Raw genomic sequence first — 23705 nt, forward strand, 5'->3', positions numbered from 1 at the left:
TTTACTTAATATTCTTTGGAGGTAAGGGTACAAATTTACTTGTTCGCATTGCATAGTCAGCGAATTCAGGATGATTCTTATATTTCTTTTCGAGTAAAGGTACTCCTGATACAAATAACAGAAGCAACGTAATGATGATTGGACTTATTATTCCTATCCATCCATTAGGTGAAGATAAAGCGATTAGAAATATCCCCCACCACATGGTTGCTTCTCCAAAATAATTGGGATGACGTGTATACTTCCATAAACCAGACTTCATTAGTTTCCCTTTATTTCCTGGTTTTTTAATGAAGCTTTTCAGCTGATTATCTCCTACGACTTCAAAAAAATAGCCGATTATCCAAATTGTTAATCCAATATAATCTAGTATTCCTAGACCTTTAGTAGACGATACATTTGTCAGTAAAATAGGTTGCGCAATGATAAAGAGCAATACTAACTGGAGTACGTACACATTTAGGAATATTTTTATGTAGACATAATTAGTGCCCCATCTTTTCCTCATATTTACATAGCGATAATCCTCAGGTTTATTCCAATTTCGTTTGAATAAGTAAAAAGCTAAACGCACTCCCCAAAGAATAGTTAAAATCGTTATAAGAGTTGCGCGATCGGTTTGGAACCCTCCAGCAAAATAACTGTAAATCGCCGCTATGACAAATCCCAGTCCCCATGCAATATCGACTAAACCATTGTTTTTCTTTTTTTGTGCAATCAGGAAAAAAAAGAAGAAAAAGAGTAACAACGTAAAAAATGTACCCACATAAACAACTGACATCATAAGGACCTCCTTTAATCTGTAGTCAATGCAATTGCTACGCAGCCTACACCTGCATTCATAGCCACAATTGAAGATATTTCAGTGATGTACTCAGGTTTTCTTCCCATAATAGGCGTGAAAATCCGTTCATACTCATTCGCCCGACCAATCGCATTTGCATGAACGATAGAATAACTGACAATTTTTTTCGTACGGGCAATTTCCTGTACCAAAGCCTGCATTTTCTTTGTATTGGCTTTCACACTTAGTGCTTTACCAATAATGATGCCATCGCCTTTATTATTGATGGATACAACAGGTTTTAAATTCATAATTTTAGCAGTAAGCCCTGTATACTTTTTAACCCGTCCTGAACGAACCATGTACTTCAACGTATCAACACTCACAAATATTTTTGTTTTCTCAATTGTATCGTAAATCAACTTTATTACTTTCGTAAATTCTATGTCTTTCTCAATCGCTTCAGCAGCCTTTAAAACAACAAGACCTTGTCCACCGGAGTTCAATTTCGAGTCGATTACCACAATTTTTTCACCAGTGCTATCAATTTTTTTTGCTGCGTTGAAAACCGTATCATATGTTCCACTCATTTTTTTTGATACGGTTATCACAATGATTGATTCATAGTAAGGTACTATAGATTTCAAATAACTTTCTACTGCTTTCACAGTAGGTTGTGAAGATGTCGGATAATTTTTGGCATCATCCATTGTTTCATATAAATAAGTAGGACTTATGGTTATTTTGTCTAAATAACTACTATCACCTACGAGAAGATTCAAAGGGATCATATGAATTTGGTGCTTGTCCATTAGGTTTTTTGGCAAGTCTGCAATGGAATCTGTTACAATCGCAATTTTATGTTTCCTGCTATGAACAGATTCAAATTGTCTAACCATATCATCTGCTTTTTGTTGAATAATCACTCCAACACCTCTTAGTCTATCAAACAGTATCTCAGGATGATTCGTATGGATATGAACCTTGACCTTGTTCGGACTGCCTGCGACAATCAGTGATTCTCCCAAATCTACTAGATTATTTCTCAACATTTCCAAATCTATCTGCTCGCCTTTTATAAGCGCCTCTGTACAATACCTATTTCTTAGATCTGTATTCTCGTTCGAATGGAGTCCACTATCCTCATACTCGACATCCGCAGATATGTAGTCTGTATCCTCAATCTCCACTTCCAATAAGTAATGGGTTATACCTTCAATAAAATAGACAAATCCTTTTGCACCAGCGTCTACCACGGAAGCATCTCTTAATACTCTAAGCTTCTCTGGCGTGGATTTTAATGATTGCGTGGCGGCTTCAAGCGAGATGGTAAATAGTTGTGTAAAGTCGGTAACACGATCTTTTAGTAAATTAAGCGAGTTACTCCAATCTTTCATAACCGAAATAATTGTTCCTTCTACCGGATTGGAGATTGACTTGTATGCATAGATTACCGCACATTCTACTGCTTCAGAAAAACTAGTTAATGTTATCTCCTTTTCATCGTCCAATCCTAGGTGAAGTCCATTCATAAACTGCGCGAATATAATTCCAGAATTTCCTCTCGCACCCGTTAATGCCGCATCTGCAATAGAGCCCATTGTTTGTTTCGCGGAGCCTTTCATTTTTGTTTCTTCAATAATAGTTTGCATCGTAAACGCTAAATTTGTTCCTGTATCACTGTCTGCTACCGGAAACACATTTATCCTATTAAGCTCATTCTTTTGTTTAATAATCATATTTGCGCCTGAGACAAATGCATAATATAGCTTCTCACTGTCCAAGTATTTACTGTTCAATTACCCTCACCACATTTTCAAAATTATTTAACTATATAATTTGAAATATAGAATCCCACTGAATTCACTTTGGCACTAAGGGATGCCCCCCACCCTAAGCCGAGTATCTTCACCACTAGTCTTAGGGCTTCGGCTCCCCCTTGCAAGGCGCCTTCGCTCAGTTTATATAAGCATTCATTTTTTCAACATATGCAGTTTATTTACTTTATCGTTCAATGGTCGCCTTAACTCATGGTAAGCACCCAGACTTCTTTATTTTTCTTGAACAAGTACACCGTCCGTCATTTTGTAAACCTTGTCGCAATAGCCCACCAGACGTATATCATGTGTGACGACAATGGTCGTGGTGTTTTTGTTCTTCGTTTCATTTTTAAGTAGCTCCATTACTTCATAGGCACGATCTGAGTCAAGAGATGCTGTTGGTTCATCAGCTAAAATAATGGAAGGATTACTGTATAATGCTTTGGCAATTGCCACCCGCTGACGTTCACCGCCAGACAAATCAGCCGGATATTTAGTTCGTAAGTCACCAATACCCAAGTCCTCATAAAGCTCTTCAAGTTGTTTTTTTGTCATATTATCTTTCTTCACTTGGTCCAATAGTTTCAACTGATTGGCGACTGTTAAGAACGGAATAAGATTTGAGGCCTGTAAAATGAAGCCAATTTCCTTTAGCCTTATTTTTGAACGTTCTTTCTCATTTAAATCCGCTAAATTCTTATCATTAATGATTACTGCACCTGAAGTCGGTGTAAGAAGCCCCCCAACAATCGTAAGGAATGTACTTTTCCCCGAACCAGACGGACCGATAATGGCTATCAGCTCACCCCTGTCTGCAGAGAAGTCTGTTACCTTCATTGCTTCTATTTCTTTATGCCCACTGCCAAATGTCTTTTTCACTTGTTTTAATTCTAAAACTGCCATCCTTTACCCTCCTATTGCTTTCAATGGATCGATTCGAACAATTGTAAGAACTGAGAACACCGCACCCAATATCGCAACTACTATCAGAACGAGTCCGTAGATGAGCATCGTTACAAGATCGAATGCTACAGGTACCGCACTAGGTAAAAATGCAGCGGTGATTAAGGTCAACACGAAACCTACAGCCACACCTATTGCAGCTAATATGAATGTTTGTGCAATGACTGAGCGTGACAGATAACTATTCGAGATACCTTGCGCTTTCATGACGCCGAACATGCTAATTTTCTGGACGGTCAAAACGTAAAGGAAGATTGCTACAATGACGGCTGAAATACCAAACAAGAAATAAATCATGAAGTTTAATGTCAAATTCTGTTCCGTGTACCCTGGTAGATTCCGTATGAATGTTTCAATTTCAATTGATTCCAGTGAATCATTCTTAGTGATAGCTGTTAGTTCATCTGCACGAACGACTATTCCATTTATGCTTTCTTTATTTGCTTCGGCTGCTTCACCGAATTTCACACGATGGAAAGTTGCTAAATCCCCATACAAGACCGGGGCTGCATTAAACCTTGCATTGTCTGTAAAACCTACAATTTTTAAAACTTCGCCAGATGAAGATAAATGCAATTCATCGCCTACTTTAAATCCATCCTCTTTTAATGCATCACTGGCGATGACTTCATTGTCATCAACAAAAACCTCGCCTTCCGTCACTTTCGGCATGATGAATTCATCTTTGTTTATCCCGAAAATGGATACGTTCGTCTTTGAATCACCATTGCCGGCGACAGCATTTATTTGACCGATTACGGCAATTTCTTCGGCATCGATTTCATTTACATCTTCAATTGCTAGTGATGACTGGTACATGCTCTTATCCGATTCCTCTGTCAAAATGATAGCTGTTGCTTTCCATTTATCAACTGATTCTCGGTTCAGATTTTCCAAGCCTGTTGCGAGACCAGACAGAAAAAACACTAAATAAGATACGAGCATTAACACACCAATGATTAACGTAAAACGTAATTTATTTTTCTTGATTTCATTTAAAGCTAAAAACATTTTTTCACATCCTTATCTAGTTTTTTGACTTATAATTGCAATGCAGTTTGATGAAGACTCTCTGCTGTAGTTGCTACTTTAATTGTATCATCTCCAATTGCTTTAATTACCTGGACTGGTTCAGTCACATCTACTTCTACTTGATTAATATGATGATTATTCTCTTCAATTAAGTGAAGGGTTTTCTTGAACTTTGACTGTGTTTTGATGGATCCGTCTAGCCCGAGGGCTACACTTTCTTTGACTTCTGTAATTGTATTCACTGCCTAATTAGTAAATCCAGTGGAGATTTGTACAAACCTGGTGATCTGCTCCACAGACTATCTAGATTGCTCAGCTAACTTACGTACCTCCTGCGCAACTACTGCAAATCCTTTTCCAGATTCTCCTGCACGTGCAGCTTCGATTGTCTCTTCTGTTAAGGATGCAAGATCCTGGCCAATTGAACCACCATGTCTTGCACTGTAAACCCTATTTACTCCTTCTGCTTTTTTAACTTTGGATATGTCTCCTAGTCTATCTTTGGTATTGATTGAGGTTGTTTAACTAGTTCAGGTTTCTGCGATTCTTCAACATTATTTTTCACCCATTTAATTAATCGATTCAAAAGTGATTCCCCCGTTCGTTACTTTTCAAATATATTCTATTTCTTAACTCTATTATTAACAGAGTAATAAGTTCGTGTCAAACCTTTGTATAACAAATACAACAAAACGTTATACACATAACAAGAATTGGTATACACTAAGTTTAGATAGTTCCAAATATAGATTAGGAGGAAATTCAATGCACAAATGCACTTCATGTAATCCAACAGAACTTTTTTATAAAATCCTTATTTCGGGTGAAAGTAATTTATCACATCTTCCTCAACTTCAGTCCTATCTTAAATCTAACGGCTTACTGGTCAACATGCATGAAAACATTATTGTTGTAAGAGAAGCTGCAGTTGCAGGGCTATATGATTATTTCAGTGACTTAATGGAAATACAGTCTATTTATTTCAAATTGGATGGCAGTGAATGGAAACCGATCAATGAAGTAATTGAATTACTAGAAATAAAGTGGATTGACCAGCTCATACTCAAGAACAACATTACATTTCACATCCAGCCAATTGTTACGAGGAAACAAGAAGTCTTTGCTTATGAAATGTTGGCTCGATTCCAGGATATTGACGGAAATTCTGTGGCTCCAAATGAAGTATTTAAAGCTGCGAAAAAACGAAACCGTACCTTCGCGCTAGATCGCGTTTGCAGAATGTCTGCCGTTAGAAACGCCGCCGCAATTCAGAAGAAAGTGTTCATAAACTTCATCCCAACTTCAATCTACTCGCCAGAACATTGTCTAAGAACAACAGTGCAACTTGCAACTCAGTTGGGTATCCCCTTTTCCCAATTAGTATTTGAAGTAGTTGAGACGGAGAACGTAGGTGATATAGAGCATTTGAAAAAAATATTGACATATTACAGAGATAGAGGCTTACATTATGCACTGGATGATGTAGGAGAAGGCTTTAGTACAATTGAAGTGATTGAACAATTAATGCCTAATTATATGAAGCTAGATATGAAATTTGTACAAGGTGTTTCTAATGACCTTACTAAACAGGCAGCTGCCCAAAAGTTTTTAACGGCCGCCTTACAAGTTGGTGCAATCCCACTTGCTGAAGGAGTGGAAAAGTGGGAAGACTTCGAATGGTTGAAAGAAGTTGGATACGAATTATTCCAAGGCTATCTGTTTGGAAAGCCCGGTGCAATACCTGCAGTCCTAGCTAAGATGTAGATTAATGCGCGGTGGAACCCTCCATTGTATAACGTTAATAATCCAACGTTGTACAACATGCCAAAAATCCTTATACTTACACAAGGACTCATAGTTTGTCGAAAGGATGTAATCAACATAATGACCCCATCAAACTTAATTGGAATGTATTTTATTCAACAAGTTTCAGACATGACAGGTTTATCGAAACAAGTCATCCGCAAATGGGAAGAACGTTATAATCTTGTACAACCCAAACGATTAGAAAACGGCTATCGTATATATAGTCAAGTAGATATCAACTCCCTGTTAAGCGTGAAGACTCTTTCCGGGCAAGGACATGCCGTTAAGCGTGCTGTGGAGCTTACAAAAGAAAGAAGCACATTGTTAGATGGTGTTCAAGATACTTCCCAGTCCATTCAACATCAAGAAGTGCTAGATGATTATGTCTTTCAACTGCTCGAAAAAGGATCCCATTGTGATGAATTGGAATTAAGTCTAGTATTGCAACAGGCTTATCACTCATTCGGATTAGCAGACTTTTTGTCATCCGTTATCGTTCCATTTTTAAATGAGGTCGGGAACAAATGGAACAGGAAAGAATGGAGCGAGTACCAAGAGGCAGTCTCAAGCCTTGTCGTTCGAGACTTTTTAGTGCAAATTCGTCGTAACTACCAATGCCGTGAGGATGCTCCTTTAGTCGTAGGAGCTTGCCTCCCCTATGAGCGTCATGAAATCCCTTTGCACATACTCTTATTGCAATTTATGGTGAAAGGCTGGAAAACAATATTGGTAGGTGCCTCTCCTGCTCCTGGCTCCATAGAATCAATAGTAGAAAAATTGAAGCCGGCAAAAGTACTGCTTTCTGCAACTACAATGACCCCTTTTGAAAATGATCCGGACTTATTGAAGAAGTTAGATCAGTTCGCGGCTGCAAATAAACAAATTGATTTTTACCTAGGCGGCACAGGTGCACTCCTCTACGCAAAGAACAAAACACTTCAGGCAATCCATGTTACCAGTTCAATTGAAGAAACCTTACGCGCTAATAAAACCGTAAAAAAAGGGTCCAGCTACTAATGCTGGTACCCTTTACTCACGGAGTAATCTCTATTGGTTCCTCTCCTTTTTTATTCATCAAACGAATTGTATCAGCTGAAATTTTCAAAATCACTAGATCGGGATCCTCAGGACCACTGAACCATGGTTTCATATGCTTATTCCATACTTTCTCTTTTATGCTTTCATCGTCAGAAATACTGACAGTACCTTCTATTTCAAGATATTCGTCACCCATACCCTTACCTTCATACCCGATTAAAATATGAGTATGCGGATTTTCTTCAAGTTCATCCACCTTCTGTGTTTGTTTTGATGTCGCAGTGTAAAGCGTAAATTCATCACTGAAAAACGTCATATAGCGTGTGTGTGGCTTGTTTTGTTGAACTGTTGCCATCGTTCCAACAAAGCTCTCTTTCAGGATTTTCAGTGCTGCTTTTTTTTCATTCATCAGTATCGACTCCCTTTTTTAACCTTGATGTAGTTTACCTCTCTGAGAAGGGAACTAAACATCATTCACTTAAATGGAAATAAATATGTGCAAGGAGTGAAAATATGCTTTTAACAAAGCGGGGTTTACAAATAGCTGTTTTATATGGACTGATTTCAGGTTTATTGTTAGCTTCATTATTAAAATTTGTTGAGTACATTACTCATTTTAAAGTTTACACGCTATTACTAAACGTCGATTATATCCCTTACATCAACACGTTTGTTTTTCCAGAATTCGTAGAAGTAGGTTTTCATCTAATTGTCTCTTTTGCTTTAGCGATTTGTTTGTATCTGATGATTGTTTATAGAAAAATTTCATCTCGTAAGAAAATCATTTTTTTATGTACATTCGTCTGTTTCATCATTGGCACCGCACTATTCCCTACAACCACATTTTCTGACAGAACACCTGCATTTACTAGTATTCCCTCATTTTCATATTGGATTGGGGGGCACATAATGTATGGCTACATACTGGGTATATTGTTTGCTCGATATTTCACAAAAGACCAGAAAATTAATTGACTTTTCCATTTATCCACATCTTTCTTTGTAATTTCACTAAATAAAAAATCCAACATCCTCCTTAAGGAATCCTTGCTTTTATACTTTAACGTAGACCTTACAATTTGGAACAGATCGAGTCCATATTCTAATGTAGTAAGCAATAATGGTATAATTAAAATATATTGTACAGTTGTTGACAAGCTAGTCCAGGGAGAGATTTTTTTGAAGAGTTTGTCCTATTAAAGTCAGAGCTGTATTTGACTTAATTCGGGTTGCAACATTTTTAATTGATAGCGTCTGGTTTGAGATGTATTTTAAGATAAAAAGATACACGTCACTATATTAAATCAATGATTTTTTCAGGAGTTGATATCATTACTATGATTGTGGAAGATCATCTTTTACTTTGGAACTATGCATCGCTCAAAATAATTGATGTGAAGAGAGCTGAGCTGTCGATTGGTGGACAACTTCAAACATCCAATCTTTCGGCAAGTACTCTATTTTACTCGATACAAGGACGCGCCCGATTGATGCTCAGCGGAGAAACGCATATTGTTGAGAATGGATATGTATGTCACGCCGGCAAAGGAGCGGAACTAAGTATCTCTGATGTAACAGCTCATATGGACTATTATTTAATTGAGTATAAGGCCCATCTGCCGCTACCGAGTAGTAATGATCTTCTTCAATTGCTGGATCGGGCGAAACCATTTGATATCCAATATGGTTTTGCTGTCAATCATGCTAGCGCGCAGCTCACTACCTTGTCCAGTATGGCACAGAAATGGAGCCAGCCAGGAGCGATGGCAAAACTGCAAGTTAAATCGTTATTTTATCAGTTCGTTTGCGAGCTGATGGAACAGCTACAGCAGCAACAATCAAAGCGGGTTTCGCCGGATATGGTAAGTCAGGCGGCAGATTATATGGATCAGAACTATGCCGAACCAATCACAGCGGAATCGCTTGCGGTGCTATTGAATTGTAGTTCCCGAACGTTGCAGCGGCTGTTCAAAAAGCGACTCTCACTTGGGCCAATTGACTACCTGATTCAGGTACGTATAGACAAATCTAAAGAATTACTCTACCTAACAAATACAGGGCTCAAGGATGTCGCCTTAGCTGTTGGCTATGTGGATAGCTACTATTTCAGCCGCTTATTTAAACGATACACTGGCATTTCACCGAGCACGTATCGGGAGTGGATGCTGCATCTTAGAAAAGATAACCCAGAAAATGTTGCTAATACCCCGCATCAGAAAGAGATAGACCCGCTGAATGCGGCCATCCGTCGATCACTGCGAACTATCATTCATCTTAAAGGCGAGTTAACGTTGGAACTCCCACCAAAGAAAATTGCTGTACTGGATCCCCAGTTTATGGACCATATGCTGGCATTAGATGAACAGCCAGCCGGTAGCGTGATGGCAAGCAGTGATCAGTGTAGTTTCCCTGATTATCTGTTCGACAAGCTACGCACGATCCAGGCCTTAGGAACGTTGAATGAACCCGATTTGGGAGCCTTACGTGCCTTAGCCCCCGATATGATTATCTGTACCGAATTTCATAAAGACATCTACGAAAATCTCACTCAGATAGCACCAACCATAATGCTTAAGCGAAACCACGACTGGAGAGAAACTTTACAAATCTTCGGGCGGATTATGAGTAAGGAACTGGAAGCAGAGCTAGTCTTGCAACAATATAAGCACAAAACCACTAGGCTGAAATCAATTTTGGCCAGCAAACTGGATGGTCAATCAGTATCGATGATTCGGCCACGGGACAATAACATTAGAGTGCATACATCCGTTCATCGTACCGCTGCAATTCTATACAGCGATTTGGGATTACATCCGCCGAAGCGAGCCGTTGACCGCAAAAGGACAAGTTCGATGATTCCTTTAGAGGGATTGCCGGAACTGGATGCCGACCATTACTTCGTATTGATTGACAACAAATCCCAATCCTGGTCGGATGAAATACAAAACACAACTACCTGGAAAAATTTGCGCGCAGTGCAACAGCATAATGTTTACCACGTCAAAGCAAACATGTGGATTGCATATTACGGCCCAATAGCTATGAATCGAGTTGTGGATCAAGTAGCGGAAACTTTTCTAAATACAAAATAGTATAGCTAGAAATATAAAGGAATTAATAACTACTACCATCGCAAGTAGCTTATTATACAAACACTGTTGTTGGAACCCATCAATTCCAGCAACAGTGTTTTTGTGTCGCTATAATCCATTAGCGATTGTCGCAAATATGCATTGTCGTGGACAATACGGGTCGGTATACTGTTATTAGTGATAATGATTATCATTATCGATTATATGCTGGAGGGGTTATTCATATGATTTTGAAAAATAAAGTTGGGTGGATCATTAGCCTGTTATTAAGTTTGGTTATGATTCTCGGAGCGTGCTCAAACAATACAAATCAAGGCAGCAATAACGCTGAAGATGACGTGAAAAATCAAGAACAAGCTAACACTGACACGGGAGTGGAGCCGGCAAAAGTATCGCCCGTCACAATCGAACATCTGCGTGGCGAAATGACGTTTGAGAAAGTACCCCAGAAAATTGTCGTACTGGACGTACAGTATGCGGATCAAATGCTAGCGCTAGGCAAGCAGCCAGCAGGTAGCGTAATAGCGGAAACCGACAATGGACTCCCACAATATTTAGGCGATAAGATGGGAGGTATTCCGTTACTTGGAACATATGTAGAACCAAATCTGGAAGGAATCCTTGCAATAGAACCTGATCTAATCATCGCTACAGAGTTCCATGATAAGATCTACGAAGATTTAATCAAAATCGCACCCACGCTTACACTAGAGCGCAATGAAGATTGGCAGACCGTTCTATTAAAGTTTGGACAAATTTTGGATCAGCAGCAAGATGCGCAGAAGCTGGTTGATGATTATCAACAGAAAGTTAATGATTTAAAAATCGAATTGGCCGACAAAATGAAGGATCAATCTGTCGCACTAATCCGCCCAAGGGATAAGATGATTCGTCTTCAAACGACATCCCATCGAACTTCACAGATTTTGTACGATGATTTGGGTCTCAATCCACCCAAAATGGCGGTTAATAGCACCGATTCAAGCACAATGATCTCAATTGAAGTCTTACCAGAGCTAGGTGCAGATCATCTGTTTCTGCTCCAGGACGATACGAATATAGATTTGACATCTGAATTTCAAAACACCTCGATTTGGAAAAACCTGAGCGCGGCTACAGCCAACCAAATCTATGTGGAGAACACGGCCCAGTGGATAGGTTACTATGGGCCCATTGCCATGAATTTGGTTGTCGATCAGATCGCTGATGCACTTAACTAAATCCTTTTGAACTAAGAATCCAAGGGAGTTTTGTATATGAAAAAGCAGTCCCTGCTTGAGCAGGACGAATGGGATTACTTAAAGCAACATTTTGGCCTGTGCGAACATGCCAAGACCAGTCGGCTATATTCAGTGAGTGCATTGGACTTACTCGACGAGGAAATTTGCTCCGATTACCTGGACCGGCTGTCTTTGATTCTGGGTTCTCCATCAAAGATGATTACTGCTTCTCAATTCTTAAAAAGGTATGCCTTTTTAACCGCTGCTCCCCTGTTATACGCTATGACTGTGTATAACAGAGATCTAGATTTCTCTATTGAAAATTGCTCACTCGAATTGTCACTAGATCTTCCAAAGCTAGAGCATATTAGTCTTTTTCATGTTGATGCCGTTATGCCTGACACTACCATTCGGCATGTTTGGCGAGATGCGGTTATTCAAGCCCTTTTTGCAGAAAATATAGGAAGACTCATACAAGTCATGTCTAAAGTGGCCAATGTATCAAAGCTGATTTTATGGGAAAATGTTGCAGTTCGTGTATTTTCTCTCTATGAAAAACGAATCGATGAAACTGGGAATCAGGAGGTACTAACTCGGGCCCAAGCAGATTTCCAGTACCTAATTCATCATGCTTCCGGTGCTTTATTTGGCGAAAAACAAAACCCGATAAGCCGCTTTTATAATAAACCAACATTGTCGTCTGTCATTAATTCACCTATACGCGTTCGCAAAACCTGTTGCTTTTACTATGATATCGCTAGTGTAAAGGAATACTGCTCTAACTGTCCGAAGTTAAGAAGCTAGAAAGGTGTTGCAAGTATCATTTTATAGCAACTAAAATCCCTTAACTGAGCTTTGCTTGCAATCAAATGTACGTCACGGTTGTATTTATACAACGTGGTGGATATGTTAATTTACAAAATTCACAATACCAGCATTGATTTCAAATTTGCTTCATAAATCGATTCCTTTTTGACTATAAATTCCAAATAATAGACCCACACTCTATAATAAAAGAGTGTGGGTCTATTATTTTTAAGTTACAAACGTGTTGAACTTAGGGCACTTAACAAATAGAACGTTCTTCCTAAACCGCTTTGTCTCTCGGTTCTGGCCTCACACTTGTCGTTCATAACTAGCAGGGATTTGTTCTTAATCTGCGTATTATTTTGCCGTTCGCCAATTTTTTCCTAACGTTTTTAAATTTTGTTGATGGTTAATGATTTTTGATTCCTCATTAATTTGTTACAATTGACTTCAGACATCGCCAGCATTTGATGCTACACCAATACAGTAAAATAGTAGGGAAGAAAGGCCAGTCTTTTTTGTTGGAATTCGAGTTGCGACGTTATATACTTTTTCGTTTCATAACTCTGTACTTTTATTTCACATTATACAATTGATCGTTTACATATGTTATGTGCGCTAGATACTATCTATCAGTCGGAGGTTTTTCTTTGAATGTTGTCATAAACAGATTTAAAAAAATGGTGTTAAAAAGATTTTTTTTGTACAGCACTATAGCGATTTGTTTTGTTACTTCTATGCTGTTTGTTCAATTTAATTATTCTTTTTACGATCGACCAATTGCTAAAATTATCGAGATCAACCTTATAGATTCAGTTAAAATTGTTGATATGCATAACAATCGCGATCAGTTGTTCACACAGCAAATCATCGCCGAGATAAAAAACGGACAAGAAAAGGGACAACAAATCCATATATCGAACAAGTATTCAACTTCCGGTGCTTATGACCATGCTTTTCATGTAGGTCATGAATTATTTGTTTCAATTGATAAGAAAAAAAAGGATTCCGGCGATTTGACCGGAAGTATAAAAGATGTTAAACGTGATAAATACATTTTAATGATCATGTGGGTGTTTATCTTTGTTTTACTTCTAATCGGAAAAAAGCAAGGGTTTTTTTCGATTATCAGTTTAGCGGTCAATGCCCTTTTACTATCTTTTGCACTAGATGTTTATGTAAACAATTCAACTATCAGTTTACTATGGATATGCGGGATAACTATTATTTTATTTACCGTCACCTCATTGTTACTCGTAAACGGTTTTAATGAAAAAGCTTATGCTGCGATTGTGGCAACACTTATAGGTACATTTATATCCTTACTAATTGCCTATCTGGTCATATGGTTCACTGCAGGAAATGGATTACGATATGAGGAGATGAGCTTTCTGACACGCCCTTATGAAATCGTATTCATGGCTGGTCTCTTCGTCGGTTCTTTAGGTGCCGTGATGGATGTCGCCATTACAATGTCTTCTTCCATCTTTGGACTTTACGAGAAAGACAATAATATATCGACAAAAGCATTGACCAAGTCTGGTTTAGAAATTGGAAAAGATATTATGGGTACCATGACTAACATTTTGTTCTTTGCGTATATTAGTGGTTCCATTCCAGTCATAATTTTATATATAAAAAACCATACTTCACTGTCATTTGCCCTTTCTATGAACCTTTCTTTGGAATTAGCGCGAGCGTTGGCAGGTGGCATTGGGATTGTATTAGCAATTCCTATCGGTTTATACACATCTATTTATTTTGTGAATCGAAAGAGGCATAAATTATGAATGTATTGGTGTGGCTAGCAGCCATTTTGTTTATATTGATGATTGTCATTGGCGGAAAAAAAGGAGCAAGGTCCTTCATTTCCTTATTCCTAAACTTCGGTGTCATCCTTCTTATCATATTGTTCATGGCAGACCCGAATGCAAACCCAATTATACTGACGATAATTGGGTGCACGATTATTAGTTGCATTAACCTTTTTTTTATCAATGAAGTGAACAGTAAAACAAAAACTGCATTCCTTTCTACCGCCATCACAATTGTTATTTTATTGATTTTCATCAATCTGGTAACGAAAATCACGATGATTCAAGGGTTTGGTGAAGAGGAAATCGATGAACTGACCATATTTTCTCTTTATATTGGTGTGGATTTTGTTAAAATTGCAGCTTCAGTCATTATTATGAGTACAATCGGAGCTATTACGGATGTAGCCATTTCGATAACTTCCCCTATGCTTGAAATATTTATCCAACATCCAACAATTAGTAGAAAAGACTTATTCAAATCTGGGATAAGTATTGGAAAGGATATTCTAGGGTCCAATACAAATACGTTGTTTTTCGCCTTTTTCGGAGGGTATATGGCGTTGCTTTTGTGGTTTAAGGACTTATCTTATACCATAGGAGAAATCGTAAATTCAAAAATATTCGGAAGTGAAATGATTACAATATTTAGTGCAGGTATTGGTATCGCACTGATTGTACCAATTGCTTCCTGGATTAATGCATATTATTTAGTGAGGTCAAGGGAAAAAAACATTAAATAGACCTCAGTCAATTTCAACAAACCCAATGAACCTTCTGCCTTCCACTAAGTGGTAGTTTGTTATTTGTTTTCATAGTGAAATATTTCAATACAACTACTTTATCACTTACTATTATATCCATATTTTACTACATGCGTTGACTAACTAACCAACCATTAATAGTAAATAAAGTAATCAAACACTAGGCGCTCCTGTTATGGTTACTTTTGAATTGGTTAGGACTGAACGACTTCTTTACCATTATCGAGATGCTTTGATGTCTAGGGATGCGACTCCATCGCATCCCTAGACCTTTTTTTCATTAATCGTATGGTGACCATTTGTCCGTCGCCCTCCAAAAGTGCAGATACACGAGATGCTAAAGCTTTCACGGATGAATGAATAACCATTTTCCTATCCAGTGAGGAGCAGCCAAAGATGCAATTTCACACTTTACTTACAAGTGCTTCATGTAAAAAAATGATTAATCGACAGACTTGCATTTTTATATTTCAAAGGCAGTAAAACTGCCTTCGTTTTCAAAATCATGAACTTGAACAACCCTATCTGAAAATTGCTCTACTATTTTAGTGCTGCTTCCTAGCACTAAAGAAAGAACATTGAAATCCTTCTCTTTTTTCTTTTTGTTGAATGCTAATAGAAATGAATCGCTTAAAGTGTCTTCACCATCCGTAACGAATACTAGATCGGCTTGTTTAAACTGACTTTCGTTAATTACATTCATCGCTTGATCAAGCGGAAGAACAAAATTCGTACCTCCACCTAAGAAGGTTCGAACCAAACTAACCATATCAGACCCTTTAATTTTCCCTTTTTCATATTTATGGATTTGTGTACGAGTAGAGAATAATATCAAGCAAAAATCCCTTCGTTGCTTTCTTGCAATGGAAATAAGGGTTAATATAAAACCTTTGGATTGGGTATCCAGTTGGTACATACTCCCTGACTGATCTAGACAAAGTACAATTGGCCCCTTCTCTAATACCTCACGCCCTTTCTGTTCATATTGCATGGTCTGGCCTTCCACAAAGCGACGGAGAAAATCGTTCTTCGTTATTGGATGCATGTATAAGCCGAATTCCATCGGGAGTAACCTCTCTATTTCCTTACCTAACATAACTCCTCTTCTTTCCATAGAGACCTTATGTATGGATTTCTGTTTTTTACGGGCTATCTGTTTGAATCTGCCCGCCCACTCCGCTATTTCTTTCATCGTTTTATCAGCAGCCAATTTTTCAGCTAATACTAGTTGATCGCGTAAAGGAACTCTTTTTAATTCTGCATCACCACTACCTGCACCGTAACCACCAAACAACGATTTCAGACCGTCTTTCACTTGTTTTGTCTCTTGCATAGCTTGAGCCAATGCTTGTGAAAAGCTCTGCCTGTTTTCTTGAAGCAACTGTTGCAATTTCTTATCAAGTTTAGTCATCGCTTCTGTAAATATCTCTTTTGACAACTCACTATCATTTCCTGTATCCTCTTTCCATTCCTCCTTTTGATGTTGCTTATGCAATGCGTTAATTTCCTGCATCTGTTTTTCAAAATCTTCATCTTCCTTTTTTTGGTCATCCAGCCATTGGATTGTCTTCTCTCCAAATTTCACCGTGCCGATAGCTGACGACAAATCATCCAATCGGGTGAAGCTTCGGTAGTTTACAAAGTATTCATCCGCCATGATTCTTTCCATCAGTGATTTATTTACCTTAAGAACACTGTCTATGTCCTTTGCCCTAATTTCAGGTTTCATCTTATATAAGGAAGCCCAAATATCAGCCAGTAATGGTTCTAAAATTGGCAACGCACCTTCGTCTCTTATCTTTTGAAGCCCCAGAGACATGTCAAATAGCTCTTTGAAGCGCCTTTTATCGAATGCGTCCGTATTCAATACTGAACGATTCTCATTGTGACTTTTAAGACTTTTCACAACGAACACTCCCTTTCACATTTTAAAAAAGGTGCTGGTGGCCCCCCTCTTTTCATTTTGAACATCAAAATACCACGGATCTAAAATACTATCCAGAATTTCATGTTCCATCGAGATTACTTTATCAAGTAATGCGTCGATATCAACCTTCCGACTTTGATTGTTACTTTTAATCTTATTCAAATCAGCCACTAAGGCTTTCATTTTTTGAGTAGCTTCCATTCCAGCCTCTGGCGATTGATCCTGCTGCATGGAGTAGAACACTTCATTAGCTTCATTTTGTATAGAATAAAGGGCCTGAGTAACAATATCTTGTGAATGTTTTCGAATGATGTTAGACACAGCATATTTTTGGTCCACCGTTTCCCAAAGGGCATTTTCAAGGATGATAATATCTTCTACCTTCACAACTTGCCTTTGGTTTATCAACGCCTTCGCTTGAAGGACCGAAAGCGACTGTTTAAACCGCCTATCAGATGGCCGGATCCCCTCATCTCGCAATTCATTACGTATTTCCGAAAGTGTTACATACACTTCATCCGGTATTGTAACCATATCCGAAAAAAACTGAAGTTGAATCAATTCATCCATAGTCATCGAAGGCATGACCTGATTTTGACCGGTGCCCTTCATCATAGAAACAAAATTCGTTTCATCTGCGATATAATCTAGTTCGAACCGAAGTAAGAACCTGTCGAATAAAGCTTCAAGTCCTTCTCCGTCTTCAGGATATTCGTTCGAAGCTCCAATAACAGACATCAAAGGAACCTTTACTGGCGTTCCATTATTATAGTAGAGCCGTTCGTTTATTATCGTCAGCAAACTATTCAAGATAGCAGAGTTGGCTTTAAATATCTCATCCAGGAAAACAAGATTTGCTTCGGGCATTTTAGTTGCCGTATTACGCTTGTATACGCCTTGTTCAAGGTCTTTTAACGACAACGGCCCAAACACTTCTTCAGGTGTACTGAATCTTGTCAACAACCACTGGAAGTATTCTGCTCCTTGTACGATTTTAGCTAATTCAACCGATAAAGCTGATTTTGCAGTTCCGGCAGGTCCAATCATGAGCATGTGTTGTCTAGAGAGTAGAGCGATAAGAATCCCTTCAACCTCATTCTCCCGTTCGAAAAACTTTGAATTGAGCGCTTGTCTGATTTCCTCTAACTTTTTGAAATTAGTATTTGTCATTTTGGTCAACTCCTTAATTTGTAATAAATAGAAAAAGGAATCCAGTTTCTCATGACCCTACTTCCCTCTAAAAGATACGTTCTCTACATTACAGTTTGATGAATACTCAGTCGTTTTAATCTTCCCATTACCATATTTTTATAACAGATGTCTTTGCACCAACTATTTTCATAGGTAAAGTCATACTACTTTTGAGAAATTCGTGCAGGGAGGTTCACTAATGGTATGTGGATTAAGTCCGGTCATTGAATTTGGTTTTTCCTTATATCCAATGACATATCGTTTTGTGGAAGAAATCAAGGGGTCGCTGCAACAGTAGTGAAAAATGCCACAATCTTAGTGATTGTGGCAGTCTTAGAACTTATACTTTCCTATCCTTTTAAAATAACACCTGAAATTCGAGTGACTTACAAGTGAACCTACTCCAATCTTTCAATAACAGTGGCATTCGCCATCCCCATTCCTTCACAGATTGCTAGCAAACCAAATCGTTCATTTTTCCGTTCTAACCGATTTAACAACGTAACAAGTAATTTTGTTCCTGTCGCTCCAAGTGGATGTCCTAAAGCAATGGCTCCCCCGTCAACATTTAACTTTTCATATTCAGCACCAACATCTTTTAACCAAGCTAGAGGAACTTGAGCAAAAGCCTCATTCACTTCATAGGTATCGATGTCCTTTATAGATAGACCTGCTTTTTCCAATACTTTTCTGGTCGCTTCGATTGGACCTGTCAGCATAAGCGTCGGATCTGAACCGACAACGGAGCGTGCAACGATACGAGCGCGTGGTTTCAAACCTAATTGTTCCGCTTTTTCACGGGACATTAACAGGACAGCTGAGGCTCCGTCACTAATTTGACTTGCATTCCCTGCAGTGATTACGCCGTTTTCATCGAAGATTGTTTTCAAATTACCCAGAACCTCCAATGTCGTCCCTTCACGCGGCCCTTCATCTACAGCAAAGTGGGTCGTTGTGCCATCTTCTTGCTCAACTTCCACAGGCACGATTTCATTTTCGAAATGCCCTTTTTCAATGGCGTCGAATGCCCGCAAATGGCTGTTCACGGAGTACTGATCCAACTCTTCTCGTGTTAAACTCCATTTTTTCGCCATTCTTTCAGATGAAATCCCTTGGTTTACAATTTCATATTGATTGGTTAATTTCTTACTTGGACCTTTACCGAGTCCACTCGAAAACATTGGCTCACGCGTCATGCTTTCAACGCCACCTGCAATGACGATGTCCATATCACCAGATGCAATTGCTTGTGCTGCAAAATGCAAAGCCTGTTGACTCGATCCGCATTGACGATCGATTGTCACACCCGGTACATGGATCGGGAACCCAGCAATTAATAATGAAGTTCTGGCAATATTCATGGCTTGCTCCCCCACTTGGGACACGCAACCTAAAATGACATCTTCCACTTCGCCTTTATCTATCCCTGCACGTTTCACGACTTCATCTAATACAATCGCCGCCAAATCATCCGGCCGTACATTGGTCAAAGCCCCTTTTCGTCTCCCCACTGCAGTTCGAACACATTCAACGATGACTACTTCCCTCATAATAAAATTCCCCCTTGAATTAAAATAACTTTGTCTTTCTTAACTTAGAACAAAAGGTAGAATACGTTTCATTGTTTTGGAAATTGTACTCTTTTCAATTGATTACTTAATATTGACTACTGCACTCCCTCTTGCCTCATTATAGACTTCAAAGAATGACTTGCCTAATACAGATTGGAGATTAACGTGTGGAAATATCTCTTTCAGTATAAGCTTCCCTTAGCTGAAACTTCATTAGCTTTCCAGATGTGTTCCTAGGCAAAGCATCTATAAAAACCACTTTCTTAGATGCTTTGAAACGTCGAATTCGCTTGGGTGAAATCCAATTGCATTTATCTAGGTGACATACGGATGCTGCCATCCAGCCGAACAACTTCTCCGTTGATATACTCGTTTTCTATCATGAAAGATACCAAACTTGCATATTCGGATGGTCTTCCCAACCTTTTCGGGAACTCCACGGATTTCTCCAATTTCTCCACTACATGATCAGCCAATGTGTCAGCGAGAGGTGTGCGAAATAGCCCCGGTGCAATCGTGTTCACCCGGATACCGAATGAAGACAGATCCCGTGCGGCCGGCAATGTCAATCCGACCACCCCAGCTTTACTTGCACCATAAGCCGCTTGTCCCACCTGCCCTTCATACGCCGCAACAGATGCGGTATTGATAATAACACCTCGCTCTCCGGAATCCGTAAGTGGCTCGTTTTTCGCAATCTGCTCTGCCGCTAGCCGAAGTACATTAAATGTCCCGAACAAATTGATATCAACCACTCTTTTGAAATTTTCAAACGGAATCACACCTGAACGACCTATTATCTTTTGTGGTGTCCCTACTCCTGCACAATTGACACAAATATGGAGTGCGCCATGTTGTTCCATTGTTTTCTGGATTCCTGCTTGAACGGAAGCCTCATCTGATACGTTCACTACTGCATACGTAACGCTTTTTCCAAGTTCATTACATGCTTGTTGCGCTTTTTCTTCATTCAAATCAAATATGACCACATTTGCCCCCTTTTCAGCCAATGCTTTTACGGTTCCTAACCCTAATCCGGATGCCCCCCCGGTTACGATCGCCACTTTATTTTCTATATTCATTTTGAATGTCCCCCTTTTATCCTAATGAAATTTCCCCTTTACCTGCTTTAACGTCGCTACTATAAGAAAGCTAACAATTACTAATAAGACCCATGAACTCACCTTTCCTAGATGAACAAGACTCCATGCAGCGGTTTGGTTTGGATAGTTCCAAGCTCCAAAGAACGTTGCAATATTTTCGGCTATCCATATAAAAAAGCCAATGAGCACAAAAGAAAGTACGAGCGGCATACGGTAACGAGTTCCGTCAACCACGTATGTGGCCCATGATTGCCAAAAGACGATAATTACGAGTCCAGATAGCCACCAACGAACGTCAATCCAAAAATGGTGGATGAAAAAGTTCAAATAAATAGCTGCTGCAAGAGATACAACTACAAAAAACGGCGTCCACTTAACCAGTTCAACCTTAAATCTCCTCCATGCCTGGCAAAGATAACTCGCTACACTTGCGTACATAAATCCGCTATACAAAGGCACTTCAAAAATTTTGAAATATCCTTCCTCTGGATATGACCAGGAACCCATATGTACCTTGAATAGTTCAAGAGCAAGTCCAATAAAGTGGAACAATGTAATGACCTTTAGTTCATCACGTGTTTCAAGCCCAGAACGCACCATCCACCACTGCATCAGAAGGAAGATGATGAGCAGCCAGTCATACCGCGGTAAGAAGGGAAGTGGTACGATTTGTGTAAGAGCCAAAGAGGCAAAAATAACGACAGGGAATAAACAAGATCGTGCTTGTTCCCAACCAAAATGAATAAGTTGTTTTAGCGCTCTCATGATTTGTACCCTCAAAGGTTTTTTATGAAAATCATTTTGGACCGTTACATTCATAAGTAGCTCCTTTTTTATAGCTTTAATTACTTGGATTTACTGGAAAAAATTAACCATTCCTATCAACGTTAACTATTCCCATGATATTAATCTTGGTTACCCAAATCACTTCGGTATTCTAAAATATCCCCAGGTTGACAGTCCAAGGCTTTACAAATCGCCTCTAATGTTGATAGTCGAATCGCCTTGGCCTTTCCATTTTTCAATATAGAAATGTTAGCCATCGTTATTCCAACCCGCTCAGATAGTTCTGTAACACTCATTTTCCTTTTAGCCAACATCACATCAATATTGATTATAATCGCCACTTTTTTCACCTCAGACTATTAAGTCATTTTCTGATTTTATATCGATGGCTACTTGTAAAAGCCTTTGAAGAACAGCAGCGAAGACTGCAATTACCATAGATGCAAATATAATGACCAATCCGATTATTATGATACCTGGGGCGTCATCAATCTCCGCCACGAGATAAAAGAGTGGCATCCCTACCACATACAAAATACTGATTATGATTGCACAGTACTTGATTTTCTTTAAAGATTTTACAGATAACTCCGAAAAGGCTTTGTTCTTGTCAATATAACTTAAAAGTTTAAAAGCTTGATACAGAGCAAAGTAAAAAGGAATCGCGGCTGCATACAAATCGATTAATACGAGATATTTCATATAAGCAATATCTGGATACAATTCTGCTGCAAAACCAGCTATCTCAGGCACCAATAATATGCACAAAGCAAGAACTGGGATTCCAATAAGAATAATAGCTATTTTTAAAAAGAGTGTTGTTCCTCGTCTCATAAAAAGCACCTCACAAATTAATTATTAATTTTACTTTAACATATAATTTATTGATTAACAATAAATCATTATCCCTATTCAACAGATTATCATTGTTATCTTAATATTATTTTCATTTTTAACAAAGATAAAAAGCACTCCTCTTAGGAGAAAACAGCAAACTGATACACTCTTACGGTCTTATTATACGTCGCGTTACAATGTTATTTTCAAGCGTCGGATTGATCAATCTCTTCATTTCCACGTAACGGGTGGAGTCCCTTCAATCGTATGTTATTTGACATTGTTCATAAAGCAACAGTCTTTTAGCCCAGCAAAAACTGCCCCATCTATTCCAAGTGTGTAAATGGGTATGACCTGCTCATTTCGATGAATCTCATGACGAACAATTTTCTTCTCGCCATTCGTTTTAATCGTTTCTTATCCAAAGAAAATAACCGGAAGAGTTGTGCTCCCCCGATTACCCCTACTGCTACCAGAGCCTCTAATGCTCATCGTTCTTTTTGCGATTCTCCATTGACATAATCTGAACGTTTTATGTTTGATGGTATTCGTGTCCAGTGTAACGGCCAATTGTATGATAAAGAATAGGAACTAATTGACACGCTATCTTTCATATTTTTTAATTTCATTTCCGGTAAACTTTTGCAAACTAAAAAAGAATGGTTATGTATGCGAAAAAACATACATAACCATTCTTTTTTTATTGACATTTTTATACAATCAAATCCCTATTAAAATAGACAATCACAATAGTACATAGAGAAATAACTAAAAATATACCTAGTGATATTAGTTGCCAATTTTTATTTTCATTCAACTTTTTGGTTGGTGAAAGTTTAATAATAAGTGATACTAGTCCAGAAATGATAAAAAACAATAAAATACTCAGTTTATCCGAAAATAAAATAGTCAAAGTAACGCCACTATATAAAATAGCTAGAATCAAATAGATATAATCAATCCCCCTAGTAGTAACTTTAGAAACAAGCAATTCATCAGACCCAATTCCTTAATTATGATACGTTCAAAACTAAGGATAAGTTTCATTAATTGATAATTAACTGCTTTGAATTATAGCACACTAGGAAATTGAAAGCGACTCAATCCTGAGTATAAAGATAACCTCCAATCAAAGGGCGCTTCAATTCAA

The 23705-nt window shown here is 38.5% G+C and carries 21 protein-coding genes and 1 pseudogene; 8 read left to right on the forward strand and 14 right to left on the reverse strand.

Going from position 1 to position 23705, the window contains the following annotated elements; genetic code table 11:
• Position 1: 1 nt before the first annotated feature.
• The 6 genes and pseudogenes from I2484_RS07480 to I2484_RS07505 all read right to left on the reverse strand — a co-directional run.
• Positions 2-781 carry a DUF1295 domain-containing protein gene (locus I2484_RS07480; RefSeq protein WP_207150416.1) on the reverse strand — a complete coding sequence of 260 codons (780 nt, stop codon included), beginning with the start codon at positions 779-781 and terminating at the stop codon, positions 2-4.
• Positions 782-795: 14 nt separating this feature from the next.
• Positions 796-2583: a DAK2 domain-containing protein gene (locus tag I2484_RS07485; RefSeq protein WP_207150417.1), complete on the reverse strand. Its 1788-nt coding sequence runs from the start codon at positions 2581-2583 to the stop codon at positions 796-798.
• Positions 2584-2835: 252 nt separating this feature from the next.
• The gene (locus tag I2484_RS07490; RefSeq protein WP_207150418.1) at positions 2836-3507 is read right to left on the reverse strand and encodes an ABC transporter ATP-binding protein; all 672 of its coding nucleotides are present in this window, start codon (positions 3505-3507) and stop codon (positions 2836-2838) included.
• Between the two features lie 3 nt (positions 3508-3510).
• Positions 3511-4578 carry an ABC transporter permease gene (locus I2484_RS07495; RefSeq protein WP_207150419.1) on the reverse strand — a complete coding sequence of 356 codons (1068 nt, stop codon included), beginning with the start codon at positions 4576-4578 and terminating at the stop codon, positions 3511-3513.
• A 29-nt stretch (positions 4579-4607) separates the two neighbouring features.
• On the reverse strand, positions 4608-4841 hold the full coding sequence (locus I2484_RS07500) for a hypothetical protein (protein WP_207150420.1): 234 nt from the start codon (positions 4839-4841) through the stop codon (positions 4608-4610).
• Between the two features lie 63 nt (positions 4842-4904).
• Positions 4905-4985, reverse strand: a pseudogene (locus tag I2484_RS07505) (methyl-accepting chemotaxis protein); the annotation flags it as partial.
• 379 nt (positions 4986-5364) lie between these two features.
• On the opposite strand from I2484_RS07505, the gene I2484_RS07510 reads away from it, so the two are divergent.
• A complete protein-coding gene (locus tag I2484_RS07510) occupies positions 5365-6363 on the forward strand; it encodes an EAL domain-containing protein (protein WP_207150421.1) in 999 nt (332 codons plus the stop codon).
• A 120-nt stretch (positions 6364-6483) separates the two neighbouring features.
• The gene (locus tag I2484_RS07515; RefSeq protein ID WP_207150422.1) at positions 6484-7422 is read left to right on the forward strand and encodes a MerR family transcriptional regulator; all 939 of its coding nucleotides are present in this window, start codon (positions 6484-6486) and stop codon (positions 7420-7422) included.
• Positions 7423-7438: 16 nt separating this feature from the next.
• On the opposite strand, the gene I2484_RS07520 is transcribed toward I2484_RS07515, so the two are convergent.
• On the reverse strand, positions 7439-7852 hold the full coding sequence (locus I2484_RS07520; protein ID WP_207150423.1) for a pyridoxamine 5'-phosphate oxidase family protein: 414 nt from the start codon (positions 7850-7852) through the stop codon (positions 7439-7441).
• Between the two features lie 104 nt (positions 7853-7956).
• On the opposite strand from I2484_RS07520, the gene I2484_RS07525 reads away from it, so the two are divergent.
• The 6 genes from I2484_RS07525 to I2484_RS07550 all read left to right on the forward strand — a co-directional run bounded on the left by I2484_RS07525 (position 7957) and on the right by I2484_RS07550 (position 15119).
• Entirely contained in the window at positions 7957-8418 is a 462-nt protein-coding gene (locus I2484_RS07525) for a hypothetical protein (RefSeq protein WP_207150424.1), read from the forward strand.
• A 362-nt stretch (positions 8419-8780) separates the two neighbouring features.
• Positions 8781-10535 carry an AraC family transcriptional regulator gene (locus tag I2484_RS07530; protein ID WP_207150425.1) on the forward strand — a complete coding sequence of 585 codons (1755 nt, stop codon included), beginning with the start codon at positions 8781-8783 and terminating at the stop codon, positions 10533-10535.
• A 224-nt stretch (positions 10536-10759) separates the two neighbouring features.
• Positions 10760-11755, forward strand: a complete 996-nt coding sequence (locus I2484_RS07535) for an ABC transporter substrate-binding protein (protein ID WP_207150426.1) — start codon at positions 10760-10762, stop codon at positions 11753-11755.
• 36 nt (positions 11756-11791) lie between these two features.
• Positions 11792-12559 carry an IucA/IucC family C-terminal-domain containing protein gene (locus I2484_RS07540; protein WP_207150450.1) on the forward strand — a complete coding sequence of 256 codons (768 nt, stop codon included), beginning with the start codon at positions 11792-11794 and terminating at the stop codon, positions 12557-12559.
• Positions 12560-13212: 653 nt separating this feature from the next.
• Positions 13213-14352 carry a YibE/F family protein gene (locus I2484_RS07545; protein ID WP_481886386.1) on the forward strand — a complete coding sequence of 380 codons (1140 nt, stop codon included), beginning with the start codon at positions 13213-13215 and terminating at the stop codon, positions 14350-14352.
• Positions 14349-15119 (forward strand): YibE/F family protein, encoded by a 771-nt coding sequence (locus tag I2484_RS07550; protein WP_207150427.1) that lies wholly within the window; start codon positions 14349-14351, stop codon positions 15117-15119. The genes I2484_RS07545 and I2484_RS07550 overlap by 4 nt, the downstream gene beginning before the upstream one ends.
• A gap of 484 nt (positions 15120-15603) precedes the next feature.
• Here I2484_RS07550 and I2484_RS07555 read toward each other — a convergent pair whose 3' ends face one another.
• The 7 genes from I2484_RS07555 to I2484_RS07585 all read right to left on the reverse strand — a co-directional run bounded on the left by I2484_RS07555 (position 15604) and on the right by I2484_RS07585 (position 22552).
• The gene (locus tag I2484_RS07555) at positions 15604-17046 is read right to left on the reverse strand and encodes a VWA domain-containing protein (RefSeq protein ID WP_346014163.1); all 1443 of its coding nucleotides are present in this window, start codon (positions 17044-17046) and stop codon (positions 15604-15606) included.
• Positions 17047-17061: 15 nt separating this feature from the next.
• The gene (locus tag I2484_RS07560; protein ID WP_207150428.1) at positions 17062-18237 is read right to left on the reverse strand and encodes an AAA family ATPase; all 1176 of its coding nucleotides are present in this window, start codon (positions 18235-18237) and stop codon (positions 17062-17064) included.
• Positions 18238-18656: 419 nt separating this feature from the next.
• Entirely contained in the window at positions 18657-19808 is a 1152-nt protein-coding gene (locus tag I2484_RS07565) for a thiolase family protein (protein ID WP_207150429.1), read from the reverse strand.
• A 332-nt stretch (positions 19809-20140) separates the two neighbouring features.
• The gene (locus I2484_RS07570) at positions 20141-20911 is read right to left on the reverse strand and encodes an SDR family NAD(P)-dependent oxidoreductase (RefSeq protein WP_207150430.1); all 771 of its coding nucleotides are present in this window, start codon (positions 20909-20911) and stop codon (positions 20141-20143) included.
• 21 nt (positions 20912-20932) lie between these two features.
• Positions 20933-21697 (reverse strand): DUF817 domain-containing protein, encoded by a 765-nt coding sequence (locus I2484_RS07575; protein WP_207150431.1) that lies wholly within the window; start codon positions 21695-21697, stop codon positions 20933-20935.
• Between the two features lie 140 nt (positions 21698-21837).
• On the reverse strand, positions 21838-22059 hold the full coding sequence (locus I2484_RS07580) for a helix-turn-helix domain-containing protein (protein ID WP_207150432.1): 222 nt from the start codon (positions 22057-22059) through the stop codon (positions 21838-21840).
• 10 nt (positions 22060-22069) lie between these two features.
• Positions 22070-22552, reverse strand: coding sequence for a DUF2975 domain-containing protein (locus I2484_RS07585; RefSeq protein ID WP_207150433.1), 483 nt, complete (start codon positions 22550-22552; stop codon positions 22070-22072).
• Positions 22553-23705 lie beyond the last annotated feature (1153 nt).

Source organism: Sporosarcina sp. E16_8, from assembly GCF_017347095.1.
Lineage (GTDB): Bacteria > Bacillota > Bacilli > Bacillales_A > Planococcaceae > Sporosarcina.